This window comes from Corynebacterium aurimucosum ATCC 700975 (genome assembly GCF_000022905.1).
GTDB lineage: Bacteria > Actinomycetota > Actinomycetes > Mycobacteriales > Mycobacteriaceae > Corynebacterium > Corynebacterium aurimucosum_F.
On the sequence record NC_012590.1, the window covers coordinates 222,289 to 245,410 of the forward strand.

Consider the following 23,122-nt stretch of genomic DNA (forward strand, 5'->3'; position numbering starts at 1 on the left):
GTCCGTTCTACGTTTTAGCTCGATACTCACGCTTTAGCTCGATTTTCCACGCTCTAGCGCTCGGCGCTAGAGCCCGAAGAAGCTCCGCACGTCATTCGTGAAGCGGTCGACGTCTTCTTGGCTGAATAACGGCTCAGACTGCGAGGGCTGGCCGCCACCAGTGCCGGCGCCGTCACCGCTTGGGGCAGGGGGTGCGCCGTAGGTGGAGTCCCAAGCTGCTTGGTCCGAGTTCGCGGAAGAGGAGTCGCTTGCGGAGCCGTCGGAAAGCTGGAGCGTGACCTCCGAACCCTTCTTTGCGCCGGATGCGCCGGTGATGACGCGAACCACCTTGCCGTAGCCCACACCGGGGGCGGGAACCTCGGTGGTTTTCACTACGAAGCCGGCCTTCTCCAGAGCGGACCGGGCTTGGCTTTCGGGCTTGCCCTTCAGGCCGTCGATAAGCGGCGATACCGTACCGGAGTCGTAGGCGCGGTCATAGTCCGGCACCGTGCCCTTCTGGGCCGCGGGAACGCGCGCAGCCATGGTGTAGAAGGTTGCCGCCGGCTCCTTGCCGCCGAAGAGGTTGCCACTGGCGCACTGCCGCACTGGGCCAGTGCACAGCGGGCTCGTGGTGGTCCCGTCATTGTAGATATACGGTGCGGCAGCGATGGCCGAGTTGAATCCCAAGAAAGCCGAGGACTGGTTGGACTCCGTGGTTCCGGTCTTGGCGGCGGCCTGGCCGCTGAAACCAGCAGCGCGTGCCGAGTCGGCGGCGGTGCCCTTTTCGGTATCGGCCGTCATGTTGTTTTCCAGCGCCTTGGCCACTTCCTTGCCCACTGCGCGCTCGCACGGCGTGTGCTTGAGGTAGACCTCGTTGCCGTGGGAGTCCGTGACCTCCTCGATGGGGTTCGGTTCGCACCACATGCCTTGCGAGGCCACCGTCGCGCCCACGTTGGACAGCTCCAGCGCGTTCACTGCCGTGGGGCCGAGCGTGAAGGAGCCCAGGTTGGATTCCTTGATGTGGTCGGCGATGGAAGTTTCGCCGTCGTAGCTGCCGGGTTCTTCATAAGAACGCAGCCCGAGCTTAACGGCGATGTCGACTTGACGCTCGACGCCCAGTTGCTCGGTGAGCTGGATGAAAGGGGTATTGGGGGAGTAAGCCAGCGTGTCCTGCATGGTCATCGTGGGGGCGTAGTTGCCGGAGTTTTCCACGCAGTACTTGTTGGGCGGGCAGTTAGCAGCGCCGCCGTATCCTAGCCCTTCCGCCTCGTAGCGCTTCGGCACAGCTAGCTTGTCCTTGATGCCGTAGCCTGCCTCCAAAGCCGCTGCGGCGGTAAAGAGCTTGAACACCGAACCGGCGCCGTTGCCCACCAGCGAGTTCGGCTGGGGGAGGAGGGTTTCGTTGTTATCGAGGTCGAGCCCGTAGGTGCGCGATGAGACCATGGCCAGCACCTTGCGGGTGCTCGTGCCCGGCTGGACGACGTTCATGACCTCCGCCACGCCTTCCGCATCCGGGGCGGTATGGCTGCGCACCGCGTTGAGCGCTTGGTCCTGGACCTCAGGGTCAAGCGTGGTCTTGACGGTCAGGCCGCCGCGTGTCAGGTGCTCGCGGTCGATGCCCTTCTCGTTGAGGTACTCCAGCACGTAGTCGCAGAAGAAACCGCGATCGCCCGCGCCGATACAGCCGTTGGCCAGTGTGGCGGGGCTATCCAAGACACCCAGGGGTTCCTGGGCGAAGGAATCGGCGTCCTCCTGGGAGAGGGAACCGGTGTCGGCCATGGCCTGGAGCACCATGTTGCGGCGTTCGATGACGCCTTCCTCGTTGGTATAAGGGTTGAGATACTCCGAGGACTGCACCATGCCGGCGAGCATCGCTGCCTGCGGCACCGTGAGGTTCTCGGCACTCGTTCCGAAGTAGGTGCGGGCCGCAGCCTCAACGCCATAGGCGTGGTTACCAAAGGGCACGAGATTGAGGTAGTTGGCCAGAATCTCATCCTTGGAGAGCTTGGCGTCGATATCCGTGGCCATGCGCATCTCGCGCAGCTTGCGAGCCACGGACTGTTCCGTCGCGGCCTGACGTTCCTCGTCGGTCGTTGCATTGACCAAGAGGAGATAGTTCTTTACATACTGCTGGTCCAGCGTCGACGCACCCTGGGAGACACCGCCCGCGGCCAAGTTGGTCCACAAAGCGCGCAGATTGCCCTGCAGATCGACGCCCTCGTGCTCATAGAAACGGCGGTCCTCGATGGCCACGACCGCTTGCTTCATGGCGTCCGAGATTTCATCCGGCTGCACCGGATGGCGGCGTTGCTCGTAGATATAGGCAAGGGTGTTGCCCTTGGCATCCAAGATGGTGCTCACACCAGGGGCCTCGCCGTTGGTGAGATCCTGGATGTCCGATTGCATCGTGTCGTTCGTCCTGGCCACGGCAACGCCACTAACGCCGGCGACGGGGGCGATGGCCAGCGCGATGAGGATGCCGACCAGTGCTGTGGACAGGACGAGCTTTCCCAGGGATTTGATCACAGTCACCCTCCACACACTAGTGGTTCAGGTGCAGATCCGGGAGACCCCCCTAAAGTGTGACCTGTTAGACAGGGATACCGGTCTGTGAATAGACTTACCAATGGTACATAATATTCCGTCGAGTAGAGGGTTATTCACGATCTTCGGCTTCGGCGGGGGTGAGCTTGGAAGGAGTTACCTAGCCGTGACAGTCAGTGTCAAAGGTGCAGGACGGTCCACAATGCTAAAGAATGCCTCGTTAACTACTGAGCGTGGTGAGTGGGTTACCCAAGCTAAGTGCCGCAACGGCGACCCCGATGCACTTTTTGTGCGAGGTGCTGAGCAGCGAAAAGCTGCGGTGATTTGCCGCCACTGCCCAGTACTCAACGAGTGCCGTGCAGATGCTCTGGATAACCGCGTGGAGTTTGGCGTGTGGGGCGGCCTCACGGAGCGTCAGCGCCGCGCCCTTCTGCGCAAGAACCCGCACATCACTAGCTGGGCTCACTACCTTGCTGAGGGTGGCGAACTCATCGGTATTTAGTAGCATTGAATCCATGACTAAATGGGAATATGCCACCGCGCCGGTTCTTACGCACGCGACGAAACAAATCCTCGATTCCTGGGGTGAGGACGGCTGGGAGCTCGTCACCATCACCCCGGGCATGAACCCGGAGAATGTTGTCGCCTATTTCAAGCGCCCTCTGGAGGAATCCTAATGGGTGCGCTTGCCCGCCTTGAAGAGCTCGGCGTCGAGCTGCCTTCCGTCGCTGTTCCTCTCGCGTCCTATATCCCGGCTACCCAGGTGGGTAACCAGGTCTGGACATCTGGCCAGCTGCCCGTTGTGGGCGGGGAATTGCCTGCCGCCGGCAAGGTCGGCGCAGAGGTAAGCCTCGACAAGGCACAGGAATTGGCGCGCACGGCGGCGCTGAACGCATTGGCTGCAATCGATGGCCTCGTCGGGCTTGACCGCATTACCCGCGTGATAAAGGTAGTCGGTTTCGTAGCTTCGGATCCCTCTTTCACGGATCAGGCCGCAGTTATCAACGGTGCCTCGGATTTCCTCGGTGAGGTCTTCGGGGACGCTGGAATCCACGCGCGTTCTGCGGTGGGGGTAGCGGTCTTGCCGAAGGATTCCCCCGTTGAGATTGAAATCATCGTAGAAATCGCTGAGTAATCGGATAGGGTTAGAACCATGGAGCATCCTGCATATAGCCAACTGCGTCCCGTGAGCCAGTCCGTCGGTGTCGTGCTGTGTGATAACCCCAGCTACACCGCCTTGGAGGGCACCAATACGTGGATCATCCGCGCCGGAGAAGATTCCCGCGCCATTGTGGTCGATCCGGGCCCGGAGGATGAAGGTCACCTCAATGTCGTGACCGCGAAAGCGGGCGAGGTGGCGTTGATTCTTCTTACCCACCGCCATGATGATCACGCATCGGGCGCCCAGCGTCTGCGCCAGCTCACCGGCGCCCCCATCCGCTCTTTCGATCCGAATTACTGCAACGGAGGGGACGCGCTTGTCGACGGAGAAGTGATCACCGTCGACGGCATCACCCCGCAGCTTGAGGTGGTCCATACCCCGGGCCACACCGCAGATTCGACCTGCTTCTTTGTGTGGTCGGCGGAAGCGAAGAACTCCACGCTGGAGGGCATTCTGACCGGCGATACCATCGCCGGCCGCCACACCGTGCTGCTGTCTGAGACCGATGGTGATTTGGGTGCTTATCTGAAGACGTTGGATCTTCTTGAAGAGCGTGGCAAGGATGTAGCGCTTTTCCCGGGGCACGGCCCGGACTTGGAGGACACCTCCGCGGTTGCCCGTAAATACATCGACCGCCGCCACCACCGCCTGGATCAGATCAAGGAGGTCCGCGGGCGCCTTGGTGAGGATGTCGACGTCAAGACTCTCGTCGATGAGATGTATGACGACGTTGACCCGGTTCTGCGTCACGCAGCTGAGCAGTCGACGCGTACCGCGCTGAAGTACCTCGCAGCCCAGAATTAAGGCACTAGATAGCAAAATCCCCCGAGAATTTCTCGGGGGATTTTGCATTAGGACAAGCCCAAGGCTGGAGGCAGCATAAGCGGCCTCGGCCTTTAAGGGCTAGCGCGCGCGGCGGGCCAAGTGCTCGGTGTCAACGATGAGCACCGACTTGCCCTCCAAGCGGATCCAGCCGCGGTGGGCGAAGGTGGCCAGCGCCTTGTTTACGGTCTCGCGGGAAGCGCCGACGAGCTGGGCGATCTCTTCTTGGGTGAGGTCGTGGTTCACGCGGAGCGCACCACCCTCCTGCACGCCGAAGCGGTTAGCCAGCTGCAGCAGGGTCTTGGCCACGCGGCCCGGAACGTCGGTGAAGATGAGATCCGCCAGGTTGGCGTTGGTGCGGCGCAGGCGGCGGGCCAACACGCGCAGCAGCTGCTGGGCAATCGCCGGGTGATCGGCTACCCACTGCTTGAGCATCTCGGAGTTCATCGTGGCGGCGGTAACCTCGGTGACGCACACTGCGGACGAGGTACGCGGGCCCGGATCGAAGATGGAGAGCTCACCGAACATGTCGGACGGGCCCATCACGGTCAGCAGGTTCTCGCGGCCGTCTGGGGCGTGGCGGGCGAGCTTAATCTTGCCCGAGGTAATGATGTAGAGGCGGTCTCCCGGCTCACCTTCCTCAAAAATGGTGGTGCCGCGCGGGAAACGGACGGTTTCCATCTGCTCAATAAGGTTCTGTACTGCTACCGGATCGACGCCCTGGAAAATGCCAGCGCGGGAGAGGATATCCTGTACGCCTTCCACTGTTACTCCTTAAAGCCTGCGCAGCCCGGAAAACACTGGGGACACAAGCTGGTTTGGTTTATGTTGACGCACCTAGACTCCAGTGCGCCACGAGGCACTGCACAACTATCATACAGTGTAATTAGTCACTATTTCCACCAACGTGAAAAATAATCACACGCCTTGGTTAATCCTCGAAGGCCGTCGCTTCTAGCTTCTCCATGAGAATGGCAAAGAGCGCGAGGCACAGCGGCACGAAGAGGACGAGTGAAATCATGCTTCCCATTCTAACCACCGTCACTAGAGTTACTTCTATGTCCCCTGACCTTTCCGCACCGCATGACGACGCTACCGAGGCAGCGCGTATTGTCCATATCCGTACCGCCCTCGCGGAGGAATATCCCGACGCCGACTGCGAGCTGGATTTCACCTCTCCGCTGGAGCTGCTCGTAGCGACAGTTCTCTCCGCACAGTGCACGGATGCCCGTGTCAACCAGGTCACCCCGGAGCTTTTTGCTGCCTACCCTTCCGCACCGGATTATGCAGCTGCGGACCGCGCCGATCTCGAGCGCATCCTCCGCCCCCTCGGATTCCAGCGCGCAAAGGCTGGCCACTTGTTAGGCATCGGGGAAAAGCTCGTCGCAGATTTCGACGGGCAGGTGCCCCAAGGGATCGACGAGCTGACCTCCCTGCCGGGCGTCGGCCGCAAAACCGCACTGGTGGTGCGCGGAAATGCCTTCGGGCTACCGGGAATCACGGTGGACACCCACGTCACGCGCTTAAGCCAGCGGCTCGGTCTGACTGGGGCGAAGACGCCGCGGGCGATTGAGAGGGACGTCGCCAAGCGCGTGCCCGAAGAAGAACAGACAGTGTTTTCGCACCGCCTCATCCTCCACGGGCGGCGCGTGTGCACCGCCCGGAAGCCGAAGTGCGCGGCCTGCGTCCTTGCGCCATGGTGCCCGTCGCGGGGTTAAGGTGGAGCAATGAGCCAATATTCTCGGTGGCCTGGATACGTGAAGGCGAGCATCGTTGCCATTGTCGCGCTGGCAGCACTCGCATTCGTCGGCGTGGTGAATCTCCTTGAAGATGATGAGCCGGAGGTCCCCGTCCCCGAGGCGCAGGAGCAAGAGGTAGCTAAGCGTCCCAAGTGCCCCGAAGGTCCCATCGCTGGCGTGGACCTTCCCTGCCTGGGCGCGGCCGGTACCGCGGCGGCCAAGAACGTTCAGATCGTCACGGTGTGGGCATGGTGGTGTGAACCGTGCCGCACGGAGCTGCCCTTCTTCGAAGACCTTGCGCGCTCGCACTCCACGTGGAATGTCGTCGGCGTGCATGCGGATGCCAACGCAGCTAACGGGGCGGCGCTTTTGAACGATCTGCAGGTCAATATCCCCAGCTACCAGGACGATGATGGAGCCTTCGCTGGCGAGCTCGGGCTGCCGGGCGTCATCCCAATCACCCTCGTGGTGCGCGACGGCATAGTGGAGGAGAAGTTTATTAAACCTTTTACCTCCGCAGAAGAATTGGAGGAGGCCGTCGAGGAGGTTCTCCAGTGAGCCGCCTGTTTCCCGCGCACGCCCCTGAGTGGCTGCGCCCCGCGCTCGGGGTCGATACCAGCAAGGTACAAGAGCGCCTCATCCGTCACCTCCCGGCCGCTCGGCGCCGTCGCGAATCGGCAGTGTTGGTGCTGCTGAAAGGCATGAGGTTTGAGGATGGCGAGGTGCTGCTCACGCACCGCTCGCCCTCGATGCGCTCGCACTCCGGCCAGATTGCATTTCCTGGTGGGCGCAAGGATGAGGAGGACGCCTCGCTTGTCGACGCCGCCCTGCGCGAAGCCGAAGAAGAAACCGGCCTCGACCGCTCCACCGTTACTCCTCTTGAACAGTGGGGCAAGCTGGATATCCCGGCGACCGGCAACACCGTGAGCCCAGTCCTGGCGTATTGGCATAAACCGGGCACCGTGTGGCCGGCGAGTCCGGCGGAAACAGACGACGTCTTTACCGTCCCACTGCGGGAGCTGGCGGATCCTGCCAACCGCCTGATGGTGGGCTTTAGCCGTTGGAAGGGGCCGGCGTTTCGGACACGCGGCTACCTGGTGTGGGGATTTACAGCGGGAGTGCTGTCCGGGCTCATGGACCACGCGGGGTGGAGCGTGGACTGGGATAAGAATCTGGTTCATGATCTGCGTGACTCACTCGATCGCTCTTTGAATAATGAGAAGATAGGCTAGTTCTGCTCCTTTTAGCCCTTTAGAAAGTATTCCCCCTGTGTCCTTAGTCGTTGACGTTCTGATCGTTATTGCCGTGCTCCTCGCCGTGCGCGTGGGCTGGCGGCAGGGCGCTTTAGCGGCGGTCCTCGCAGCGGTGGGAATCATTGCGGGGTTGGTCTTAGGAACCGTGGTTGCCCCGCTGGTGATGGGGCTGACGGACCAGGCGGCCGTGCGCTTTTTGCTGGCTGTCGGCGTGCTGATTTTGCTGGTGGGGCTGGGGCAGCTGGTGGGGACGTCGCTTGGTATGGCGCTGCGAGACCGCATGCGAACCCGCTCGGGGCAGCGCGTGGATTCGTCGATTGGCGCGGTCTTCCAAGCCGCGGCGGCCATCGTGGTGATTTGGCTGGTGTCCTTGCCCTTGGCCTCCAACCTGGGCGGCCAGCCGGGGCAGGCGCTGCGTGAATCGCGTGTGCTGAGCTCGCTGAATGCGGTGGCGCCCTCGCGCCTGGCGGCGCTGCCGAATGGCTTGGCTGCGCTCCTCAACGAGTCCGGGTTGCCGCCGTTGGTATCGCCCTGGCAGCGATCTGGCGCCGATGTCGAGGTGGATGCGCCGGCGGTAAACATTGGGGATCCCAAACTCGCAGAACGCGTGCGGCCATCCGTTATCCACGTGCTGGGTGATGCGGAGGCATGCTCGCGCCGCCTGATGGGTTCGGGCTTTGTTACGGAGCCGGACTACGTCATCACGAACGCCCATGTTGTGGCGGGTACGGATAAGGTGCGTCTTGATACCGTGCTCGGGCTCAAGGAGGCGGATGTGGTCTACTACAACTCGGACGTGGACATTGCTGTGCTACATAGCCCGGGCTTGGACCTGGAGCCGTTGTCGTGGGCGGAGCAAGCGGCTGCGACGGGGGACGATGCCATCGTCTTAGGCTTCCCGCAGTCGGGCCCGTTCACGGCGGAGCCGGCGCGCGTGCGCGACCGCCTCACCATCGCCGGGCCGGATATTTACTCCACGGGCCGCGTGGAGCGCGATGCCTACACGGTGCGCGGCAGCATCCGGCAGGGCAATTCCGGCGGCCCGATGATCAACCCGGAGGGCCAGGTACTCGGCGTGGTGTTTGGTGCCTCGGTGGAGGATTCCGATACGGGCTATGCACTCACCGCGGACGAGGTGCGCGGCCACGTGGGCGACGTCACGCAGCTTGTCGACGCCATCCCAACCGGCTCCTGCGTCGGCTAGTTTTCGCGAGCGCTTTCCCTTGGTCGGCATTAACCCGACCTGTGCCCAACCTTCCCCCTCCGCCATGACACGCCCCATCTAAGCAGGTATTTTCCTCCTCCGGTTGCGGGGTACACGGTGCTGTTTTAGTCTCTGTGCCCATGGGGGATATCGAAACCTACATCCACCTACGCAACTCGGGGATTGCGCTGGTGGAACATATACCTGGCACACCCGATGAGCTCCGCGCGCTCGGAGCGGATACCACCGATGCTGCCGAGCTTGCCGGCCTGCACCAGGTGTACTTCGGCCCCACCCGTTATACGGGTAAACAACGCAAAGCCCGCCACGCAGCACTTCAACAACGCCACAGCCTGGGCACCCTCACACTCATCGAAACCTACACATCCAAGGTGAAAAAGACCCTGGATGCGTGGAACCTCCGAGTCAAACTCGCCGCCACCCCCGCACACCGCATCCCCACCGTAGCCGCCACGCGCCTGAAAGAACTGCGCTCCAAGCGCACAGCCAAACCAGGTGTGCGCATCACCTACCGCACGCAAGGCCCCAACACGCTTTCCATAACCGACGACGCCACCACGATTGCCAACATGCGCGGCGTACTCGAATCCACCAACAACACCGACCTACTCCAAGCCGCCAACGACATCTTCTTCAACAAAGCCTCCGGTACGAAGCCTGCGGTGCGCACCCAAGTCATCGTCACCCTCAACGAGTTAGACCAGATCATCAACGGCGAGGGTGATGAAATCGAGCTCAACTTGACTAATGGTGGGCGCATGACCGGGGCAGAATTCTTAACCCACAAGTTTGCCGAAATCGGCTACGCCACCCTCGTCCACCCTCTTGACGGGCCCATCAACACCTGGCGACTAGAACGCGGAGCAAACCTCAACCAACGCCTCACCCTCCACGCCGAATTCCACACCTGCTCACGCCCAGGGTGCAATAAACCAGCTGATTACTGCCAAGTCCATCATTTGGTGCCGTGGCAAGCAGGTGGCTACACCAACATCAACAACCTGACCTTCCTGTGTGCCTACCACAACGGTATTAACGACGATGACCCTTTAAGACCTACCGGACGCGGCTACATGTACCGCCTTAACACCGGCGTTAGCTTCATCCCACCCTGGGGTACCCCAATCACAGCAATGCCGGAATACCAAGAAGCACTAGCCAGACTCAACGCCGAACGGGAAACAGCCACAAAGACACAGGCCACAGCCCAAGGATCTGTAACAACACCGGGCACAGTGCCACAACAACCACCAGACCCACCACCCGACAGCAGCTAACACCCACAGCCACCACACAGCAACGACAGAAAGGACAGGGCTCACCACCTGCTCCAACATCGGCCCTGATGGAGGAACCCGTCAACCACAGCAACGTTGACGGGCATATCGGCGATCCTTCAGACACACCACCCGCGGACCGCAACAAGGTACGCGGGAAAACCGGCGAGCCTTATGCCAGCGCCACCCGTCATCCAAAGTCAGGCTGACGGGCAATCTGGCGATCCCAAGACCCGCTTTACACGCCACCGGATGCAGCAGGAGTAAGGGAGTCTCTTAGCCCTTAAAGGACGAAGCTCATCAGCCGAAGCCAGACTGACGGGCACTTCGGCGATCCCAAGCCCCGCTGCACGTGCAGCCGGGAGTAGCAGGAGCAACGGGGGTTTCTAAGCCCTTAAAGGGCGAAACCCGCCAACCGGAAAATGGTTGACGGGTTGGCCGGAGAGATTGGGCTAGTGGCCGGTGCCGATTTCCAGGTGCATGCCCGGAACCGAGTTGATGAGGTTGCGGGTGTACTCCTGCTGGGCGTTGTCGAAGATATCGTCGGCGGTGCCCTGCTCGACGGCCTGGCCCTTCTTCATAACCACCACGTCGTCGGCGGTCTGGCGGACCACCGCGAGGTCGTGGGTAATGAAGAGGTAGGACAGGCTGAGCTCCGACTGCAACTCCGCGAGAAGCTGGATGATCTGGTTCTGCACCAGCACGTCGAGGGCGGAGACGGCCTCATCGAGGACAATGACCTCTGGGCGTAGCGCCAGCGCGCGGGCAATGGCGATACGCTGGCGCTGGCCGCCGGAAAGCTCGTTGGGGTAGCGGCGCATGGCGGAACGGGGCATGGAGACCATGTCGAGGAGCTCGGCCACGCGGGCCTCACGCTCCTTGCGCGAGCCCACCTTGTGCAGGGCCATAGGTTCCTCGATGCACTTATAAATCGAGTACATCGGATCCAGCGAACCATAAGGGTTCTGGAAGACCACCTGCATCTTGCGGCGGAGCTTGAAGAGTTCCTGCTTCGACAGCGTCGAGGTATCGCGGCCTTCGAATTCGATGGTGCCGGAGGTCGGCTCCAAAAGGCCCAACACCATGTTGGCCACCGTGGACTTGCCGGAACCGGACTCGCCCACCAGCGCCAGGGTGGTGCCGCGGCGGATGTCGAAGGAGACATCGTCGACGGCCTTCAACAGCTTCTTGCCGCCGCGCTGGCCGCGGATATCGAATTCCTTGGTGAGGTTGCGCACCGAAATGACCGGGGCCTGAGCCACGGAAGATGAACCTTCAGCGGAGTCAGCAGCGGTGGAGCCAGGCTCGGCGGCGGCGCCGATTGCTTCACCCGACTTCAGCTCCTTGGCCTCCACACCAGCTTCCTTGGCCGCGCGGATGCGGGAGGAGGCGAGGGAGGGGGCAGCGTCGACAAGCCGGCGCGTGTAGGGGTGCTGCGGGGAGCGCAGGATCTCGCGCGAGGGGCCCGATTCCACGATACGACCGCGATGCATCACGATGAGGTGTTCCGCGCGCTCGGCCGCCAGACCGAGGTCGTGGGTAATGAAGAGCACCGCGTTCCCCAGCTCCTCAGTGAGGAGCTCCAGGTGATCCAGGATGGTCTTCTGCACCGTCACGTCGAGTGCGGAGGTGGGCTCATCGGCGATGAGCAACTTCGGGCGTGCGGCCAGGCCGATCGCGATGAGCGCGCGCTGGCGCATACCGCCAGAGAACTCGTGGGGGTACTGCTTGGCGCGGCGTTCGGCGTCGGGAAGCCCGGCCTCTTCCAGGAGCTCCACGACGCGCTGGTGGCGCTCGGAGCCCTCCACCACGTTGTTGGCCTTGAGGGATTCCTCGACCTGCGTGCCGATGCGCCACACTGGGTTGAGGTTGGACATCGGATCCTGCGGGACCAAGCCAATCTTGTCACCGCGCAGCGATTCGAATTGCTTGTTGTTGTAGTGAGTGATGTCCTCGCCCTCAAAGAGGATCTGGCCGCCGGTGACCTTGCCGGTGCCCGGCAGCAGACCCAGGATGGACATCGCTGTGGTGGACTTACCGGAACCGGACTCGCCCACGATGGCCACGGACTGGCCCGGATAAATGGACATGTTGACGCCACGCACCGCCTCAACCACGCCGGTAGACGTGGTGAAGGAGATCTGGACGTCCTTCATTTCAAGAAGTGGCTTAGTCATTAACGCTTCCTCGCCTTCGGATCGAGTGCATCGCGGACGACGTCACCCATCATGATGAAGCTCAACACGGTCAGGCCCAAAGCGCCCGCCGGGTAGAACAGGACTGCCGGAGCGACGCGGAGGGAAGCCTGCGCGTCAGAGATGTCTCCGCCCCAGGACACGAACGTCGGCGGCAGGCCGATGCCCAGGAAGGACAGGGTGGCCTCGGCGACGATGTAGGTACCTAGCGCCACGGTGGCGTAGGAGATGATGGGCGCGGCCGCGTTCGGCAGGATGTGGCTGAACAAGATGCGCCAGCTCGACGCGCCAATGGAGCGCGCGGATTGCACGAATTCCTCGTTCTTGATGGAGACCACCGCACCGCGCGTGATGCGGGCGATGGAGACCCAGCCGAAGAGGCCGAGCACCAAGACCACCGTGACGATGGTGCGGTGCTCCTTGAACATCTGCATGACCACGATGGCGGCGAGCACCAGCGGGATGGCAAAGAAGATGTCGGTGATGCGGGAGAGAACAGAGTCAATCCAGCCGCCGAAGAAGCCGGCGATAGCGCCGATCATTGAACCAAGTACCACGACGAGCAGCGTGGTGAGGATGCCGACGGCTACCGACGCGCGCGCACCGTAGATCACGCGGGCGTAGATATCGCAGCCCTGGCGGTTGAAGCCGAAGGGGTGGCCTGGCTCGGCGGGGGCGAGGGACTTGGACAGCTCGCACAGGCGGGGGTCAGTGTTAGTAAAGAGGCCCGGTGCGATGGCCAGGAGGACGGCCACGAGGATCATGACGGCGGCGACCCAGAACAGTGGGCGACGGCGCAGGTAGCGCCATGCCTCGCCCCACTGGGAGGAAGGCGCGGACTCGTCCTTAACGGCATCGACCGCGCCGAGACCCGTTTCATCGGTTTCCGAGACGAAGTGCTCTTGGCCCGGGTAGGGAGTGGTTTTCTCGAAATTAGGCATAGCGGATCCTCGGATCAAGTACGGCGTACAGGAGGTCAACGAGCAGGTTGGCGATGATGTAGATGATCACCAACACTGTGGTGAAGGAGACGATTGTGGTCGGCTCACCGCGCAGGATGGCCTGGTACATGGTGCCGCCGACGCCGTTGATGCCGAAGATGCCCTCGGTCACGATGGCGCCGGTCATGAGTGCACCGATATCGGCGCCGATGAAGGTGGCCACGGGAATCAGCGAATTGCGCAACACGTGACGACGGGTCACCGCACCGTTAGAGAGGCCCTTGGCGCGGGCGGTGCGCACGTAGTCGGCGCGCAGGTTCTCAGCCACGGACTGGCGGGTCAGGCGGATGACGTAGGCCAGGGAGAGCGCGCCGAGCACCATGGCCGGCATGAGAAGGGACTTCACCGTGGCGTTAGCGCCGACGGTAACCGGCAGGACGCCCCACTTAATGCCTACGAGGTACTGGAAGACGAAGCCAATAACGAAGGAGGGCACGGCGATGACGAGCAGGGAGATGACCAACACGGTGGAATCGAAGAAGCCGCCGCGGCGCATACCGGCGAAGACGCCGAAGAGGATGCCGAAGACGGATTCAAAAATGATCGCCATGACGGTGAGCTTCACGGTAACCGGGAAGGCATTAGCCATCACCTGGGTCACGGGCACGCCGGAGAAGGTCGTGCCGAAGTCCAACATGAAGATGCCCTTGATATAGAGCAGATACTGAATGATGAACGGCTTGTCGAGGTTGTATTCAGCCTCAATGCGGGCGCGGGCAGCCTCGGTGAGGCCGCGGTCACCGCCAAGGGCTTCGACTGGATCGCCGGGCATCAAGAAGACGAGCGCGTAGATGAGCAGGGTGGCTCCGAAGAACACCGGAATCATCTGGAGCACTCGGCGCCCGATATAGCGCAGCATAGTGTGGTCCTTTACTCATTGTGGGGCAGGTGCTTGCCAGCGTTCTCCGATTTTTGGGACGCAGGTCAAAGCTTACGAGAATTCTAATGTGTGATCCCACGCTTCGAGAAATCTATAGCGCGTTTCTAATCACACTTCGGGGGTGAAAACGTGGGGCGACCCCCGCTCCACAGAGGTTGCGGGGGCCGTATGAAGTAGCGGGGATGGCGTTACTTCTTGGTGATGTTGTAGTAGACCGGCTGGGACTTCCAAGAGAAGACGACGTTGTCGACGTTCTCGGAGTAGCCACCGGTGGCGTTGGAGTACCACAGCGGGATAGCCGGCAGGTCCTTGAACAGGATTTCCTGGGCCTCGGTGTACTTCTTGATGGCGTCTTCCTCGGAGGAGGAGGTCAGGGCTTCGTCGAGAAGCTTGTCAAACTCCGGGTTGGTGTAGTCACCGTCGTTGGAGGAGCCGTTGGTCTTGTACAGCGGAGCAAGGAAGTTGGCCTGGCTCGGGTAGTCCGCCTGCCAGCCGGTGCGGAAGGCAGTCTTGATGGTGCGGTTGGTCACCTCATCGCGCAGGGACTTGAAGTCAGGGTACGGAGCGCCGACAGCCTCGATGCCGAGGGTGTTCTTGATGGAGTTGGTGGTTGCATCCACCCAGCTCTTGTGGCCACCGTCGGAGTTGTAGGCAATTTCGAGGGTCGGGTTATCCCACTTGTTGATCTTGTCGGCCTCGGCCCACAGTTCCTTGGCCTTCTCCGGGTCGTACTTCAGGACCTCGTTGCCCTTGATGTCCTCGGAGTAGCCCGGCATAACCGGGGAGGTGAAGTCCTTGGCCGGGGTGCGGGTGCCCTTGAAGATGGTGTCCGTGATCTCCTCGCGGTTGATGGCGTAGGAGATGGCTTGGCGGCGCAGGACGCCTTCCTCGCCGGAGTAGTGCTCGAGGTTCTCGCCCAGGGTGAAGGATTGGAACACGGCGGTCGGCTGGTTCACAGCGCGGTCACCGAGGTCAGCCTCGTAGACGTCGAAGGCGGAGTCCGGAACGGCGTCGAGGACATCCAGGTTGCCTGCCAGCAGGTCGGCGTAGGCCGCGTCCTGTCCGGCGTAGAAGACGAACTTGATGCCGTCATTCTGCGGGGTCTGACCGCCCTTGTACTCCTCGTTCGGAACGACGGTGGCGTCCTGGTTGTGGTTCCACTCGGTCAGCTTGTACGGGCCGTTACCAATCGGGTTCTGGCCGAAGGCGTCCATGTCTTCCAGGGCCGACTCATGCAGCGGGTAGAACGCGGAGTAGCCCAGCTGTGCAGGGAAGTCCTGCTCCGGGCTGTTCAGGGCGATGGTGAAGGTGAGGTCATCGACGACCTTAAGGCCTTCCATCTCCTCGACGCCTTCCTCGAAGCCCTTGATGTTGGCAAAGAAGGAAGCGTTGAGCTGATCGTTAGCCACAGCGTAGTTCCACGCATCCACGAAGTTCTTCGCGGTCACCGGGGAGCCGTCGGAGAACGTGGATTCCTTGAGCTTGACGGTGAACTCGGTGTTGTCGTCATTCGGCTCGATGGATTCAGCCAGTTCGTTCTGGGCTTCGCCATCGCCGTCGTAGTAGACCAGGCCGGCGTAGATGGAATCGACGATGCGCCCGCCGCCGGTCTCATTGGTGTTGGCTGGGATGAGCGGGTTCTGCGGCTCGGAGCCGTTGACTGTGATGATGCCATCGCCGGAGCCAGAGGCAGAGTCCGAACCGGAGTTGTCGCCACCACAAGCCGCGAGGGTGAGCGGCAGGGTAGCGACAGAGAGAGCAGCGAGTGTCTTCTTGAGCGTCATGTGGGGCTTAGACCTCCGTGGTGCGAAAGATGTAGAAAACCTGTGATGTTGGTTTTATATGAAGCTACCGCGTGGCTCGTCTCATATACAAGGAATCGAAAAATATGTCCTGCAATGAAAGCTATAGATCGGTAGGTATTTGTTCCTGACCTGCGGTTTTGTTGGAGAATGAAAAAAGCCCCATCCCCCTGAGAGGGGTGGGACACGGAGGGGAGTGAATGTTACCTATCTCGCAGCCACTGAATGATGGTCTGAGTAAAACCGTGAGGGTTCTCAAGGTAGGGGAGGTTCTTGGAGCCGGGGATGGTGGTGGCAGTGAAGTCCCCACGGCAGCGCCGCGCCGCCCGCCGCGCCACTGGCCGCCACAGCATCTGATCGGCATGAATGAACAGCGTCGGACACTGCACGCTGAGCTCGAGCCAACTCAGCGGAACCACGGCGGTGCGCAGTCGGTGGTTCCAGATGATTCCGCGGCGGACGTTTCCAATACGTGAGGAGGCCACACGCAAGCGCAGGGCCTCCTCACGCTCGGCGCCGCTGAAGGATCCGAGGGCATCGAGATCCATCTCCCGGAGGTAAGCGGACTCTCTCAGCAGGAGGCTCGGGGCGCCAATCTTTCCGAGGCGGCACAATGCCGCGCGCAGGAGAACCCACCCAAAATCCCAGGGGCGCGCAGCGATAGCGCGGCGTAGATCAGCTGAGTGTGCCGCCGAAACAGATACCAGCCCCCGTACCCGCTCGGGCCGCTCGGTAGCCAGCGCCCAGGCCACCGCACCACCGGTATCCGCGCCAACCAGGTAGGCATCATCGTGGCCCAATGCACGGATAGCACCGCTGACATCGCCAACCGCCACGCGGATATCCTGGCCGGGTTCGAGCGGTGGTTTATCGGACATGCCAAAACCTCGCATGTCGAGGGCGGCGACGTGGAAGCCGGCGTCGGCAAGCGGGGCAATGACATTCCGGAAGTCGAACCACCCGCCAAAGGAACCATGGAGCAGCAGTACCAGCGGGTTATCCGGGTCGCCAGCGGTAGCGGCGTGCAGGCGGATGCCGCGCGTGTGCAGGAACTCGTGTTCAAAGGGACCGTCAAGCTCCACTACGGAGGGCGGTAGGGGATTCATGGGCGGGCCTTTCGTGGGAAGGGTGCACAGAAGAAATCCGCCCCGAACGCATGTGCTCGGGGCGGGAGATTGAAAAGGGCCTTAAAGGTTTAGGTGTAGAGGCCACGCTCGATGGACTTCTCAGCCTTACCCGGAACCAACTTCTTGAGTTCCTTCGTGGACTGGATGGTCTTCTCCGGGGCCTTGACCTGCTTGACCTGCTTGAAGCCGATGAAGGCCACGACGGCGGCCAGGACGACCATAATGAGGAAGACAATCAGGAAGGCAGCCCAGCGGTCGAGCCATACGGCCAGCAGCTCCGCCAGGAAGAAGAAAAAGAAGAAGGAGCTATACAGAGCCACGGTGCCGGCCACGCCGAACATCCCGGCGCCGATGCCGCCCTTCTTGGCAGAAGCAGCGAGCTCGGTCTTGGCTAGCTCAACCTCGGAGCGAACCAGCTGGGACATCTGCTCGGTGGCGTTGGATACGAGCTGGCCGATGGATGCTTCGCCACGGCGGGAGGTATTCGCATCGCTCAAGGGAATGCCGTCTACCTTCGGGGCGAACTTGTTGGACCCGTCAGTGAATAGTCCGTCGTTGCTCACGGTTTAATACTCCTACTGTTTTGTCGCAATCTATATCAGCCATAGTAATGAACTTTCCAGAGTTCATGTGGTGCGGCCCGCAAAGTGGGTACGGCGTTATTGTAATGGGTATGCCGCATTCTGACCCGCTGACCCCGCTGATGTCCCTTTCTGGGGTGGAGGATAAAGCTGCTTCTGCCGTCGCAGCGATAGCGCGCGTGCACCGCCGGCCCGCGGGCTTGCGCAAGTTTGACGTTATTTCTTCCGAGTCGCTGTTGCGCGGTGCGCGGGCGGCCGCGGCGATCGACGGCGCGCCGCTTGAGGCTGACAGCATCCCGCCCGCAGTCAGCGCTTATTCCCTCCTCGCCCCCGAAACACAGGCGGCTACGGTGCGCACCTTCGCGCGGGCTCCACTGCAGGTCCTAGCCCGGATTGATGTTGCCGCGGGCGGCGCGGGCCGCCCCGATCAGAACCCAGCGGTGGCGCAGGCGCTGGCGCAGCTCACCACCCGCGGGGCCGGGGTGGATTTTGACCGCTTGTTGCCGGTGGTGCTGCACGCGGAGATCGCCGCGCGCTCGCTGTTCGGCGCGCGCAGCACCGTCGTGGCGCTCGTCGCCGCCCGTACCGCCGCCATCCATACCGGCTTCGATCCGCGGGGATTCGCCGTGCCTGAGACCTACCTCAACCGGCATCGCGCGGACTACCGTGCGGCACTGGACGCTTATGACAAGGATCCGGGGGCGCTCATCACGCTGCTTCTCGACGCCTGGGAGGCCGGCGCCCGCGAAGCCGACGGCATCGCGCAAGCGGCTTAATCGCGCAGCTGCTGCCTCGCAAAGAAAACACCGCCAACCACTAGGGCAGCGATGCCGGCCACGACGGCCGAGCCAATACCGAACTCGCGGGCGCTGGGCGCGGTGAAGAGGGGAACGGGATGTTTAAACGTGCGGATTTCCCAGTCATGGGCAAGGGCATGCTTCTTTAACAAACGGTCCGGGTTCACGGCAACGGGGTGGCCAACTTGTTCCAGCATCGGAATGTCTGTGGCGGAATCGGAGTAGGCAAAGGATGCGTCGGGGTCGACGTTGAGCTCCTGGGCAATGCGCGCCAATGCCTCAGCTTTTGCGGCGCCTTTGCAATAAAACAGAATCTCCCCAGTGAAGCGGCCGTCCTTCTCGGCGAGCTCGGTGGCCACGACATGCTCGATGCCCAGCTCCTGTGCGATGGGCTCGACCAGCACGCTTGCCGACGCCGAGATGATCACCACCTCGTGGCCGGCGGCGCGGTGGGCGTCGATAAGCGCGCGTGCCTCCGCATAAATGGCGGGGGTGACCACAGTGTGCATGGTCTCTACCGCGATGTCGTGGACCTCCTGAACGGACCAGCCGGTGGCCATGGCGGCGAGCTGATCGCGGGTGGTGTCCATGTGCTCGCTGCTGTGGCCGGCGAGCATATAGCTGGCCTTGGCTAAAGACAGCTGGAGTGCCTCCGCATGCGTAATGAGCCCGTTGTGCATGAACTCGCGGCCGAAGGCATAGGCCGAGGATGTGGCAATGATCGTTTTGTCCAAGTCGAAAAACGCGGCCGCGCGGGTGGTGCCGTCGGTGGGGAAAGGGGTACCGGTCATCGAGGAAGGCCTGCCATTAGTGTGCGAGTTACCCTGCTCATCGTAGCCTCTTAGCAGGAAGAATCGGGAGTGCGCAAACATATTGCCAGAAAACTCAAGGAATGTTGGATTTCGCTGTTGTCATCTCTTCTTTCGCATGTCATAATGTCAGGTGCAAGGCCCCGATATACAGTGCGGCCTGCCCCGGCGCACCCCCCGATGCCGGGTTACCGATGGCCCGTGCACACCCCCCCGAGGCGCGGGCCATCGCCTTTTTATTCCGCCTGCATCCGTGCTGGGTGTTTACTTTTGACCCTTAACCCCGAATTCTAAGGATCGTGGAAACGTGGTTTCCTGTGAATTTTCGGTACGCGAACCCCGGTAATTTTGTTTAAGCGTCAGCAAAACAGGTGCGGAAGACGCCATAATGGCGAAGTTATCCACAGGTGGCTAGGAAGCTCTAGCGCGCGGTTGGCGTGCTCGCGCATGCTTCAGGCATGAGCACGTTTCACCTAGTTATCGCCGTTGGGGATGCCACGCTGCGAGCAGAGGCAGCCTCCGCAGCGGCCGCCAGTACTGCGCAAGTAAGCACCGTGGAGGACCCGCGGGACTTCTCCCGGCACCTACCCAAGGCAGATGCCGTCTTGGCTGATGCACTAACGGCCCGGCTCGTGGCGGGGCATCCGCGGGTGTATTTCCTGGCCTTGGATCCGGGGCCGATCGATTATGAGGCCGCACTCTGTTGCCGCGCGGCTGCCGCCTTCATCGTTCCAGCCCAATCGAAAGAACTCCTGGGCGCATTAGCTGCGGACGCTACTCCTGAGACCACCGTGTCCACAGGTTTAACCCTGGCGGTGACCGGTTCCGCTGGTGGGTTGGGTGCCTCGACCGTGGCGGTGGCGCTGGCTCGCGAGGCGGGCGCGGATCTCCTGGTTGATGCGAGCCCGTATTCCGGCGGTCTTGACTTGCTCACCGGTATTGAGAACAAGCCCGGCGCGCGGTGGCCGGATCTCGCTGCGGGGACCGGTGCGGTTGATGCAGCAGACCTTGTCCGTGCTCTGCCCACCACTCCGGACAGTATCGCGGTTCTCTCGGCTGCGAGGTCTGCCAGCGCAGAGGTGGTTCAGATGAGTAGCGCCCGGCGCGCGGCCATTATGCAAGCTGCGTGTTTATACCCGGGGACCGTGGTGGTGGATTGCCCGCCGTGGGATATCCCCGATGCGGCGGATCACGTGGTGGTGCTGACTGCCTCAGAGGTGCGGGCGGCCGCCGCCTGTGCGCAGCTGGTGGCGGAACTTCGCGCCCGGCCGCAGGAGTGTTCCGTCGTCGTGCGCAACCGCCAATGGGCCGGCCTGGATGTCAGCGATATTGCGACGGTGACCCATGCAGACCCCATCGCTGAGCTGCCGACGATCCGTGGTCTGACCCGCACGGTGGAAACCAGTGGGCTGCCGCGCCAGTTGCCCCGAGCCCTTGCGCGTGCCGCGCGCCAGATGTGGGAGGCCGTGGCATGAACCTGATCGATACGATGCGCACCATCGTGGCCGCCGAGCCGCAGCTAGCCCACGATGCACCGGCCTTGGCGCGGCGCATTCGCCAGGAGGCCGGAGTCATCAGCGATGTCGACGTGCTCGACCTTCTGCAGCGCCTGCGCCACGATTCCGTGGGCTTGGGATTATTGGAACCGGTCCTGTCGCTGCCGGGGCTGACCGATGTTGTTGTCAACGGCCCCGATTCCTGTTTCGTCGATTGCGGGCAGGGCCTACAACCACGTGATATTGGCTTTGCCGATGACGCCGAGGTGCGCCAGCTTGCTACCCGGCTGGCTGCGGTGGCCGGCGTGCGGTTGGATGATGCGCAGCCTTTTGCCGATGGGCGCCTGACCCGCCCCGATGGCACGAGGATCCGACTCCACGCGCTGCTGGCGCCTCCTTCGGCTAGTGGAACCTGCATCAGCCTCCGTGTGCTGCGCCAGGCCCAAACCAGCCTGGAGGAATTAATAGCCAATGGCAGCATTGATTCCAGCCTGGAGCATGTCTTGCGTGCCGTGGTTGAGCGGCGGGCATCCTTCCTGGTCACTGGTGGTACCGGTTCAGGAAAGACGACGTTGCTCGCTGCCTTGTTGGGGTGTGTGCCTGTCACCGAGCGCTTGCTCATCATCGAGGACACCCCGGAGCTTTCCCCGAATCACCCGCACGTGGTGACCTTGGTATCGCGCCGGGCCAACGCGGAAGGGCGCGGTGAGATCTCCATGTCGCTCCTGCTCCGCCAAGCGCTGCGCATGCGCCCAGACCGCATTGTTGTTGGGGAAATCCGCGGCGCGGAGGTGGTGGAACTGCTTGCCGCGCTCAACACAGGTCACGATGGTGGGGCTGGCACCGTGCATGCTAACTCTGTTGATGAAGTGCCTGCCCGCATGGAGGCCCTTGCCGCGCTTGGTGGGCTCGACCGCGTGGCGCTGCACTCACAGTTGGCGGCTGCCGTACATGTGGTCCTCGGAATGGAGCGCACACCGCAGGGGCGGCGTCTCGCGCACCTCGGTGTGCTGGAGGGGAACCCGGTCACACCTCAGCTGGTGTGGACGGCCGAAGCGGGCCCGCTTCCCGGGTTTGCGCAGCTGTGCTCGCGGCTCGGGGTGGAACCATGATGTGGTTACTCCTTGCAGCGGCGTGCTTGTTCTCGCAGCCTGCTTCGGTGACGCGGCTGGAATCACCGAAGCCTCGCTCGCTGGCACCCGCGGCGGTTTTCCTCGGGGTTGGGTGCTGCGTCTTCTTTGGCAGGCCCACCGTTGTGGTGGCAGTGGGCTGCATCGTGGCCTGTGCGCTGTGGTTTGCCAATGACCTGGCAGCCGCCCGGCGCGAGCGCCGCGGTGCTGAGGCGCTCGCCTCCTATTTTGGTTCTATTGCCGCTGAGTTACGGGCGGGATCGACAACGGCGAGCGCACTTCGCCGGGGTACAGACGCCCTTCCTGACTTCACTCCGGAGAGTCTCCGCACCGCGTTGAGTACAGCGGCGGGTCTCGCGGCGCAAGGGGGTTCACCCGCGGTTGCCCTCACGGCACCGGAGGTTAAGCGCTTTGCTGCGCTGCTCACCTTGTCCGGGCGCCATGGCGTGGCGCTGGCGAACCTCATTGAGCAGGCTCAAAGTCAGCTGGATACTGCGCGTCGTCATGCAGGTGAGACCGCCGCCTCCTTGCAGGGGCCACAGGCTACCGCGGTCATCCTGGCGTGCCTGCCGCTGGCGGGCATCCTTATGGGCAGGGCGATGGGCGCGGATTCCCTGGGGTTCTTGCTCGGCGGTGGTTTAGGGGGAGTGCTTCTCGACGTCGGCGTGGCTCTCGTCTGCGCCGGCTTTGCCTGGTCGCGCCTCATTCTGCGGAAGGCGGCGCAGTGATGGTCTTGACGTATATCTCCGCTGCATTAATGGCTGCGGCACTCGCTGTTACCGCTTCCGCACCGTCTGGGCGGATAGCCCAATCGGGCTCGCGCACACCGCGCCCGAAGACGCCGCGCGATGGCCCAGCGGCAGAATACGGCCCGCTCGATGCGGCAAGTGACTTGGAGCTTTTTGCTGCTTGCCTAGAGGCCGGTCTCTCCACGCGCAGTGCCGTGCTAGCCGTCGCTGAAGCCTCGCCGCAGTGGTCGGAGGCGGCCGCTCTCATCGGGGTGGGCGTTCCCATGAACACTGCGTGGTCGGCGCTGGCCAGCCAGCCGCATTTGGAAGAACTGGTGCGTTTGACGCAGTTGTCTGGTGAATCGGGCGCGGCCATGGCAACTGGGTGCCACCGTTTGGTGGCGCAGCTGCGTGCCGAAGCCTCGGCGCAAGCTACCGCGCGGGCGGAGCGCGCTGGCGTGTTCATTGCAGCACCGCTAGCGGTGTGTTTCCTTCCCGCATTCCTGGTCCTTGGGTTGATACCTGTCCTCATCAGCTTGGGCCAGCAACTCTTCTAGGGCAGTTCATTCCAATAA

The 23,122-nt window shown here is 62.4% G+C and carries 23 protein-coding genes; 14 read left to right on the forward strand and 9 right to left on the reverse strand.

Annotated features, from left to right (window positions below):
* Nucleotides 1-66 precede the first annotated feature (66 nt).
* Nucleotides 67-2,511, reverse strand: coding sequence for a transglycosylase domain-containing protein (locus CAURI_RS01185; RefSeq protein WP_236660851.1), 2,445 nt, complete (start codon nucleotides 2,509-2,511; stop codon nucleotides 67-69).
* 214 nt (nucleotides 2,512-2,725) lie between these two features.
* On the opposite strand from CAURI_RS01185, the gene CAURI_RS01190 reads away from it, so the two are divergent.
* The 4 genes from CAURI_RS01190 to CAURI_RS01200 are packed head-to-tail and all read left to right on the forward strand — an operon-like array spanning nucleotide 2,726 to nucleotide 4,489.
* Nucleotides 2,726-3,025 carry a WhiB family transcriptional regulator gene (locus CAURI_RS01190; RefSeq protein WP_010189966.1) on the forward strand — a complete coding sequence of 100 codons (300 nt, stop codon included), beginning with the start codon at nucleotides 2,726-2,728 and terminating at the stop codon, nucleotides 3,023-3,025.
* Nucleotides 3,026-3,038: 13 nt separating this feature from the next.
* Nucleotides 3,039-3,200 (forward strand): Sp36 family protein, encoded by a 162-nt coding sequence (locus CAURI_RS13740; RefSeq protein ID WP_010189965.1) that lies wholly within the window; start codon nucleotides 3,039-3,041, stop codon nucleotides 3,198-3,200.
* Nucleotides 3,200-3,658, forward strand: coding sequence for a RidA family protein (locus tag CAURI_RS01195; RefSeq protein WP_010189964.1), 459 nt, complete (start codon nucleotides 3,200-3,202; stop codon nucleotides 3,656-3,658). The genes CAURI_RS13740 and CAURI_RS01195 overlap by 1 nt, the downstream gene beginning before the upstream one ends.
* Nucleotides 3,659-3,676: 18 nt before the next feature.
* Nucleotides 3,677-4,489 (forward strand): MBL fold metallo-hydrolase, encoded by an 813-nt coding sequence (locus tag CAURI_RS01200; protein WP_010189963.1) that lies wholly within the window; start codon nucleotides 3,677-3,679, stop codon nucleotides 4,487-4,489.
* Between the two features lie 99 nt (nucleotides 4,490-4,588).
* On the opposite strand, the gene glxR is transcribed toward CAURI_RS01200, so the two are convergent.
* Nucleotides 4,589-5,272 (reverse strand): CRP-like cAMP-activated global transcriptional regulator GlxR, encoded by a 684-nt coding sequence (glxR, locus tag CAURI_RS01205; protein WP_010189962.1) that lies wholly within the window; start codon nucleotides 5,270-5,272, stop codon nucleotides 4,589-4,591.
* Between the two features lie 293 nt (nucleotides 5,273-5,565).
* Here glxR and nth point away from each other — a divergent pair, with 293 nt between their 5' ends.
* The 5 genes from nth (at nucleotide 5,566) to CAURI_RS01230 (ending at nucleotide 10,001) form a co-directional block, all read left to right on the forward strand.
* The gene (gene nth, locus CAURI_RS01210) at nucleotides 5,566-6,225 is read left to right on the forward strand and encodes an endonuclease III (RefSeq protein WP_010189961.1); all 660 of its coding nucleotides are present in this window, start codon (nucleotides 5,566-5,568) and stop codon (nucleotides 6,223-6,225) included.
* A 9-nt stretch (nucleotides 6,226-6,234) separates the two neighbouring features.
* Nucleotides 6,235-6,804 (forward strand): TlpA family protein disulfide reductase, encoded by a 570-nt coding sequence (locus tag CAURI_RS01215; protein WP_012714775.1) that lies wholly within the window; start codon nucleotides 6,235-6,237, stop codon nucleotides 6,802-6,804.
* Nucleotides 6,801-7,478 carry an NUDIX hydrolase gene (locus tag CAURI_RS01220; protein WP_010189959.1) on the forward strand — a complete coding sequence of 226 codons (678 nt, stop codon included), beginning with the start codon at nucleotides 6,801-6,803 and terminating at the stop codon, nucleotides 7,476-7,478. The genes CAURI_RS01215 and CAURI_RS01220 overlap by 4 nt, the downstream gene beginning before the upstream one ends.
* Before the next feature lie 37 nt (nucleotides 7,479-7,515).
* Nucleotides 7,516-8,703, forward strand: a complete 1,188-nt coding sequence (locus CAURI_RS01225) for a MarP family serine protease (protein WP_010189958.1) — start codon at nucleotides 7,516-7,518, stop codon at nucleotides 8,701-8,703.
* Nucleotides 8,704-8,843: 140 nt separating this feature from the next.
* Nucleotides 8,844-10,001, forward strand: coding sequence for an HNH endonuclease signature motif containing protein (locus CAURI_RS01230; protein WP_012714776.1), 1,158 nt, complete (start codon nucleotides 8,844-8,846; stop codon nucleotides 9,999-10,001).
* A 452-nt stretch (nucleotides 10,002-10,453) separates the two neighbouring features.
* Here CAURI_RS01230 and CAURI_RS01235 read toward each other — a convergent pair whose 3' ends face one another.
* The 6 genes from CAURI_RS01235 to CAURI_RS01260 all read right to left on the reverse strand — a co-directional run bounded on the left by CAURI_RS01235 (nucleotide 10,454) and on the right by CAURI_RS01260 (nucleotide 17,569).
* A complete protein-coding gene (locus CAURI_RS01235; RefSeq protein ID WP_010189952.1) occupies nucleotides 10,454-12,178 on the reverse strand; it encodes a dipeptide ABC transporter ATP-binding protein in 1,725 nt (574 codons plus the stop codon).
* Complete coding sequence (locus CAURI_RS01240) at nucleotides 12,178-13,137, reverse strand: ABC transporter permease (protein ID WP_010189950.1); 960 nt, start codon at nucleotides 13,135-13,137, stop codon at nucleotides 12,178-12,180. The genes CAURI_RS01235 and CAURI_RS01240 overlap by 1 nt, the downstream gene beginning before the upstream one ends.
* The gene (locus CAURI_RS01245; RefSeq protein ID WP_010189948.1) at nucleotides 13,130-14,056 is read right to left on the reverse strand and encodes an ABC transporter permease; all 927 of its coding nucleotides are present in this window, start codon (nucleotides 14,054-14,056) and stop codon (nucleotides 13,130-13,132) included. Before CAURI_RS01245 ends, CAURI_RS01240 begins: the two co-directional genes overlap by 8 nt.
* A gap of 209 nt (nucleotides 14,057-14,265) precedes the next feature.
* On the reverse strand, nucleotides 14,266-15,861 hold the full coding sequence (locus tag CAURI_RS01250; RefSeq protein WP_010189946.1) for a peptide ABC transporter substrate-binding protein: 1,596 nt from the start codon (nucleotides 15,859-15,861) through the stop codon (nucleotides 14,266-14,268).
* A 221-nt stretch (nucleotides 15,862-16,082) separates the two neighbouring features.
* Entirely contained in the window at nucleotides 16,083-16,985 is a 903-nt protein-coding gene (locus CAURI_RS01255) for an alpha/beta fold hydrolase (RefSeq protein WP_010189943.1), read from the reverse strand.
* 89 nt (nucleotides 16,986-17,074) lie between these two features.
* Complete coding sequence (locus CAURI_RS01260; protein WP_010189941.1) at nucleotides 17,075-17,569, reverse strand: phage holin family protein; 495 nt, start codon at nucleotides 17,567-17,569, stop codon at nucleotides 17,075-17,077.
* A gap of 104 nt (nucleotides 17,570-17,673) precedes the next feature.
* Here CAURI_RS01260 and CAURI_RS01265 point away from each other — a divergent pair, with 104 nt between their 5' ends.
* A complete protein-coding gene (locus tag CAURI_RS01265; protein WP_010189937.1) occupies nucleotides 17,674-18,363 on the forward strand; it encodes an oxidoreductase in 690 nt (229 codons plus the stop codon).
* On the opposite strand, the gene CAURI_RS01270 is transcribed toward CAURI_RS01265, so the two are convergent.
* Entirely contained in the window at nucleotides 18,360-19,175 is an 816-nt protein-coding gene (locus CAURI_RS01270; protein ID WP_010189935.1) for an HAD family hydrolase, read from the reverse strand. The two genes, CAURI_RS01265 and CAURI_RS01270, sit on opposite strands and share 4 nt — an antisense overlap.
* 476 nt (nucleotides 19,176-19,651) lie before the next feature.
* Here CAURI_RS01270 and ssd point away from each other — a divergent pair, with 476 nt between their 5' ends.
* From ssd to CAURI_RS01290, 4 genes are read left to right on the forward strand one after another with little or no spacing between them, the layout of a single operon-like run.
* Nucleotides 19,652-20,668: a septum site-determining protein Ssd gene (ssd, locus tag CAURI_RS01275; RefSeq protein ID WP_012714780.1), complete on the forward strand. Its 1,017-nt coding sequence runs from the start codon at nucleotides 19,652-19,654 to the stop codon at nucleotides 20,666-20,668.
* A complete protein-coding gene (locus CAURI_RS01280; RefSeq protein ID WP_010189931.1) occupies nucleotides 20,665-21,801 on the forward strand; it encodes a TadA family conjugal transfer-associated ATPase in 1,137 nt (378 codons plus the stop codon). The genes ssd and CAURI_RS01280 overlap by 4 nt, the downstream gene beginning before the upstream one ends.
* A complete protein-coding gene (locus CAURI_RS01285) occupies nucleotides 21,798-22,547 on the forward strand; it encodes a type II secretion system F family protein (protein ID WP_012714781.1) in 750 nt (249 codons plus the stop codon). The genes CAURI_RS01280 and CAURI_RS01285 overlap by 4 nt, the downstream gene beginning before the upstream one ends.
* Nucleotides 22,547-23,104: a type II secretion system F family protein gene (locus CAURI_RS01290; RefSeq protein WP_010189927.1), complete on the forward strand. Its 558-nt coding sequence runs from the start codon at nucleotides 22,547-22,549 to the stop codon at nucleotides 23,102-23,104. The genes CAURI_RS01285 and CAURI_RS01290 overlap by 1 nt, the downstream gene beginning before the upstream one ends.
* Nucleotides 23,105-23,122: the final 18 nt, after the last annotated feature.